This window comes from Streptomyces sp. ATLC9, assembly GCF_057196705.1.
The window spans coordinates 1-5,313 of sequence record NZ_JBXUOY010000329.1 but is presented as its reverse complement, the minus strand read 5'-3'; the positions used below and the strand labels follow the sequence as shown (position 1 = coordinate 5,313).

Annotated in this window: 4 protein-coding genes; all 4 read left to right on the top strand. The window is 76.1% G+C overall.

Annotation, left to right across the window (positions count from 1 at the left end):
* The first annotated feature begins 281 nt into the window (after window positions 1-281).
* The 4 genes from cobT (at window position 282) to AC2CJA_RS23795 (ending at window position 5,193) form a co-directional block, all read left to right on the top strand.
* Window positions 282-2,432, top strand: a complete 2,151-nt coding sequence (cobT, locus tag AC2CJA_RS23810) for a nicotinate-nucleotide--dimethylbenzimidazole phosphoribosyltransferase (RefSeq protein WP_484604734.1) — start codon at window positions 282-284, stop codon at window positions 2,430-2,432.
* Between the two features lie 185 nt (window positions 2,433-2,617).
* Window positions 2,618-3,850, top strand: coding sequence for a uroporphyrinogen-III C-methyltransferase (cobA, locus tag AC2CJA_RS23805; protein WP_484604733.1), 1,233 nt, complete (start codon window positions 2,618-2,620; stop codon window positions 3,848-3,850).
* A complete protein-coding gene (locus AC2CJA_RS23800; RefSeq protein WP_484604732.1) occupies window positions 3,847-4,734 on the top strand; it encodes a TrmH family RNA methyltransferase in 888 nt (295 codons plus the stop codon). The genes cobA and AC2CJA_RS23800 overlap by 4 nt, the downstream gene beginning before the upstream one ends.
* A 246-nt stretch (window positions 4,735-4,980) precedes the next feature.
* Entirely contained in the window at window positions 4,981-5,193 is a 213-nt protein-coding gene (locus tag AC2CJA_RS23795) for a hypothetical protein (RefSeq protein ID WP_241717928.1), read from the top strand.
* Window positions 5,194-5,313: the final 120 nt, after the last annotated feature.

Here is a 5,313-nt window from a genome sequence, read left to right as displayed (position 1 = left end):
CGCCCCCGCGGCCGCCCCCCGCGCCGCCCCCCGGACCCGAGCCGGCCGCGGCCGATCCCGGAGCGCGGACCGCCCACGAGGCACAGGCCGTGGAACCGGAACCGCCCCGGCCCGCCGTCGGGCAGGTGCACGGCCCCGGAGCACCGGAGGCCGCGGAGAACGCGGCGGAAGCCCCGCAGGGCCCCGAAGGAACTGGGGGCCCCGTCGCGGCGGAGGCCGAAACCGAAACGGAGACCGGGACCGGAGCAGAGGCCGGGACGACCTCCGCCGAACCCACCCCCGTGGAACCTGCTCCCGAGGCCGCGGACGGCCCCGCGCCGGCCCAGACGCGGTCCGAGCCCGTGCCCGCCGCTCCGGTCCCCGCCGAACCCGCGGCCCAGGCTCCCGCTCCGGAGCCGGAGCCCGCGGCGGCACCGGTGGAGGAGGCGCCCGCGCCGGCCCCCGAGCAGCAGCTCGCCGTGGCGGCGGTGCCGGGCGCCGGACCGCAGGTGATGGAGGCCGTGGCGGTCACCGCCGGGACGCCCGGGCAGGATCACGGGCAGGACGGCGGGAACGCCGCCGGGCAGCCGCCCGCCGACGTCGAGCCGGCCGTACCCGCCGCCGGGCAGGCGCACGGGCCCGAGACGCCGGAGCCGGCCGGTACCGCGGAGACCGGCGCCGTCCCGGACGACGCCGGTACCGCGCCCGCCCCGCCCCCCGCGGCTCCGGGGTACGACGAGGCCGAACGCGAGACGCTGCACCGCCTCATGCGCGAACGGCGCGACATCCGCAACGGCTTCCGCTCCGACCCGATCCCCGACGACGTGCTGCTGCGTGTCCTGGAGGCGGCCCACACCGCCCCCAGCGTCGGCCACTCACAGCCGTGGGACTTCGTCCTCATCCGCTCCGAGGAGACCCGCGGGACGATGCACGAGCTGGCCATGCGCCAGCGCGACGCGTATGCCCGGTCGCTGCCCCGGGCCCGTGCCAAGCAGTTCAAGGAACTGAAGGTCGAGGCGATCCTCGACGCTCCGGTCAACATCGTCGTCACCGCCGACCCCACCCGCGGCGGCCGCCACACCCTCGGCCGCCACACCCAGCCGAAGATGGCGCCCTACTCCTCGGCCCTGGCGGTGGAGAACCTCTGGCTCGCGGCCCGGGCGGAGGGCCTGGGCGTGGGCTGGGTCAGCTTCTTCGACGAGCGCGAGATGGTCCGGGTCCTCGGCCTGCCCGAGCATCTGGAGGTCGTCGCCTACCTGTGCATCGGGTACGTGGACACCTTCCCGGACGAGCCCGAGCTGGTGCAGGCGGGCTGGTCCAAGCGCCGTCCGCTGTCGTGGGTCGTCCATGAGGAGTCCTACGGCCGCCGGGTCCTGCCCGGGGCCGAGGAGCCGCACGACCTGCTCACCGAGACCCTGGCGGGCATCCGCCCGCTGGACGCCAAGGCGCTCGGCGAGGCGTGGGAGCGTCAGAAGCGGATGACCAAGCCCTCCGGTGCGCTCGGGATGCTGGAGATCATCTCCGCGCAGTTGAGCGGTCTGGCCCGGCAGTGCCCCCCGCCGGTCCCCGAGCCCGCGGCGGTCGCCGTCTTCGCCGGGGACCACGGGGTGCACGCTCAGGGCGTCACCGCCTGGCCGCAGGAGGTCACGGCGCAGATGGTCGCCAACTTCCTGGCCGGCGGCGCGGTCTGCAACGCCTTCGCGGGCCAGGTGGGCGCCGAGGTCTGTGTGGTGGACGTGGGTGTGGCGGCCGACCTGCCGTCCGCGCCCGGTCTGCTGCCGCGCAAGGTGCGACCCGGCACGGCGGACTTCACCACCGGACCGGCGCTCACCCGCGAGGAGGTGCTGCGCGCGGTCGAGGTGGGCATCGAGACCGCCCGCGATCTGGTGGCGGCGGGCAACAAGGCGCTGCTGACCGGTGAGATGGGTATCGCCAACACCACTGTGTCCGCCGCGCTGATCTCGGTCTTCACCGGCGCCGACCCGGCCGAGGTCACCGGACGCGGCACCGGCGTCAGCGACGAGATGCACGCCCACAAGGTCGAGGTGGTGCGCCGCGCCCTGGAACTGCACCGGCCCGACGCCTCCGACCCCCTCGGCGTCCTGGCGGCGGTCGGCGGGCTGGAGCACGCCGCGCTGACCGGGCTGATCCTCGGCGGTGCCTCGCTGCGCACCCCCGTCGTCCTCGACGGGGTGAGCGCGGGGGCGGCGGCCCTGGTCGCGCGGGCCATCGCGCCCGAGGCGCTGGCGGCCTGCATCGCGGGCCACCGCAGCGCGGAGCCGGGCCATGTCGCCGCGCTGACCAAGCTGGGCCTGCGTCCCCTGATCGACCTCGACCTGAGGCTCGGCGAGGGGACGGGAGCCCTGCTGGCCCTGCCGGTGGTGCAGAGCGCGGCCCGGGCCATGCACGAGGTCGCCACCTTCGACTCGGCGGGCGTCGCCGAGAAGAACTGACGCGCTCCGCCGCCGTACCGTCCGCAGGCCGCCGGGAGGACCGAGGCCCCTCCGGTGACCTGCGGCACAGCGGGTCCGGGCCGCCGCGTCGTACGCTGCCCGCACCCGCTGCCCTCCGCAGCCAGTCCCGTTCCCGCCGCTCCACCGCCGCAGCGGCCCGCGATCCTCCGAGGAGCCGCACCGCCATGTCCGACCACTCCGCGCACCCCGCCTATCCCGTGGGCCTGCGTCTGACCGGGCGCCGTGTGGTCGTCCTCGGCGGCGGGACCGTCGCCCAGCGGCGGCTGCCCGCGCTGCTGGCCGCGGGCGCCGACGTCCTGGTGATCGCGCCCTCGGCCACCCCGTCGGTGGAGGCCATGGCCGAGGCGGGCGAACTGCGCTGGGAGCGCCGCGCCTACCGCCCGGGCGACCTGGACGGCGCCTGGTACGCGGTCGTCGCCACCGACGACGCCGGCGCCAACGCGGCCGCCTCCGCCGAGGCCGAGGAGCGCCGGGTGTGGTGCGTCCGCAGCGACGACGCCGAGGCCGCCACCGCCTGGACCCCGGCCACCGGACGCAGCGAGGGCGTCACCGTCGCCGTCCTGACCGGACGCGATCCGCGCCGCTCGGCCGCCGTGCGCGACGCCGTGGTCGAGGGCCTGCGCGACGGTACCCTGACCGCCCCCCGGCACCGCGCCCGCAGGGTCGGCGTCGCCCTGGTCGGCGGAGGCCCGGGCGACCCGGACCTGATCACCGTGCGCGGTCGCCGGCTGCTGGCCGAGGCCGACGTGGTGATCGCCGACCGGCTCGGCCCGCGCGACCTGCTGGACGAACTGCCGCCGCACGTCGAGGTGATCGACGCGGCGAAGATCCCCTACGGCCGGGCGATGGCCCAGGAGGCCATCAACGCGGCCCTCGTGGAGCACGCCGGGGCCGGCAGGTTCGTCGTACGCCTCAAGGGCGGCGACCCCTATGTCTTCGGCCGCGGCATGGAGGAGGCGCAGGCGCTCGCCGAGGCCGGGATCCCGGTCACCGTGGTGCCCGGCATCTCCAGCTCCGTCAGCGTGCCCGGTGCCGCGGGCATCCCGGTCACGCACCGCGGGGTGGCCCACGAGTTCACCGTCGTCAGCGGCCATGTCGCCCCGGGCGACCCGCGTTCGCTGGTGGACTGGGCGGCTCTGGCGAAGCTGCGCGGCACCCTGGTGATGCTGATGGCGGTGGAGCGCCTCGGCGCCATCGCCGAGGCCCTCGTGGAGCACGGACGGGCCCCGGACACGCCCGTCGCCGTGGTCCAGGAGGGCACCATGGCCGGCCAGCGCCGGGTGGACGCCACCCTGGCGACGGCGGCACGCACGGTGGAGGAGGAGGGCATACGCCCGCCCGCGGTGGTCGTCGTCGGCGAGGTGGTCGGCGTGAACCGGGCCGGGACCGGCCGATGACCGCGCCGGAGACCGGGCGGACCGGGGCGCAGGACGGGGAGCCCGCCGTGACGGAGGAGGGGAACGGGGCGGCCCGGGGGCCGGTCACCGTCGGGGACCCCGCCGATCCGCGCCTGGGCGACTACACCGATCTGACCGACGTCCGCCTGCGGAGTGTGCGCGAACCGGCGGAGGGCCTGTTCATCGCCGAAGGGGAGAAGGTCATCCGGCGCGCCCTCGCGGCCGGCTACGAGATGCGGTCGATGCTGCTGACGCCCAAGTGGGCCGAGGCGATGCGCGACGTGGTCGCCGCGGTCCGAGCGCCCGTCTACAGCGTCGGCCCGGAGGTGGCCGAGCGGGTGACGGGCTACCACGTGCACCGCGGGGCCCTGGCCTCGATGCGCCGCAAGCCCCTCCCGCGTCCTGCGGACCTGCTGGCGGACGCGCGCCGGGTGGCGGTGCTGGAGGCCGTGAACGACCATACCAACGTGGGCGCCCTGTTCCGCAGCGCCGCGGCGCTGGGCATGGACGCGGTGCTGCTCTCCCCGGACTGCGCCGACCCCCTCTACCGGCGCTCGGTCAAGGTCTCCATGGGCGCGGTCCTCCAGGTGCCGTGGACCAGACTGGAATCCTGGCCCGAGGACGTGGAGGTGCTGCGCGGGGCGGGGTACGTCACAGCGGCGCTCGCCCTGGACGGGGACGCGGTCGACCTCGGGGGGTTCGTGGCCCGGCGGCACCCCAGGCTCGCCCTGATCCTCGGTTCCGAGGGAGACGGACTGCGTCCGTCCACGGTCGCGGCCGCCGATGTGACCGTGCGGATCCCCATGAGCGCGGGCGTCGACTCCCTCAACGTCGCCGCGGCCGCGGCCGTGGCCTTCTACGCGACCGGCCCCGCTGCGGGATGAATCCGTCCGAATGCCCCTTGTCCGCCAAAGCGGGCATCTGGTGACACTGGGTGATAAAGTGAACGCGCCAGTATTCGGTCGGCGCGGCCGGCGGCGGGTCGACCGCCGCCCCGGCCCGCTCACGTCGATGAAACGCAGGTCTGTACTGGGGGTGCAGACCTCGACTTTGCCCCGTCCAGAGGGCGGTCGGGCTGAAGCTGTCCGAGCTCGCTCCGGCCGTCCTTCCGAAGGGAAGGAAGACGACCGATGAGCACCCAGCCCGTCTCACACCCCCCGATGGTCAGAGCCCTGTGGGTCCTGGTCGCCGTCCTGTTCTCCGTCCTCGTCGCCCTGGTCGCGGGCATCCTCTCCGGCGCCGCGGGCAGTTCCTTCCCCGAGGCCGTGCTGCACGCGGGCGGTGCCTTCGCCGCGACCCTCCCGCTGTGCCTGACCGTCCTGTCCGCGCTCGGCGCGCTGTAAGCACCGAAGTGAGGGGGCGTCAACGAGCCGGGCGCCCCACCGGGCCGACGCGGTCCGCCGTCCCGGCCCCGGCCCCGGCCCCGGCCCCGGCCCCGGCCCCGGTCCCGGTCGCCTCCGCGG

What these genes read in the sequence shown, in the direction of transcription:
- cobA (WP_484604733.1), top strand. Translation starts at nt 2,618, where the DNA reads ATGTCCGACCACTCCGCGCACCCCGCCTATCCCGTGGGCCTGCGTCTG.
- AC2CJA_RS23800 (WP_484604732.1), top strand. Translation starts at nt 3,847, where the DNA reads ATGACCGCGCCGGAGACCGGGCGGACCGGGGCGCAGGACGGGGAGCCC.
- AC2CJA_RS23795 (WP_241717928.1), top strand. Translation starts at nt 4,981, where the DNA reads ATGAGCACCCAGCCCGTCTCACACCCCCCGATGGTCAGAGCCCTGTGG.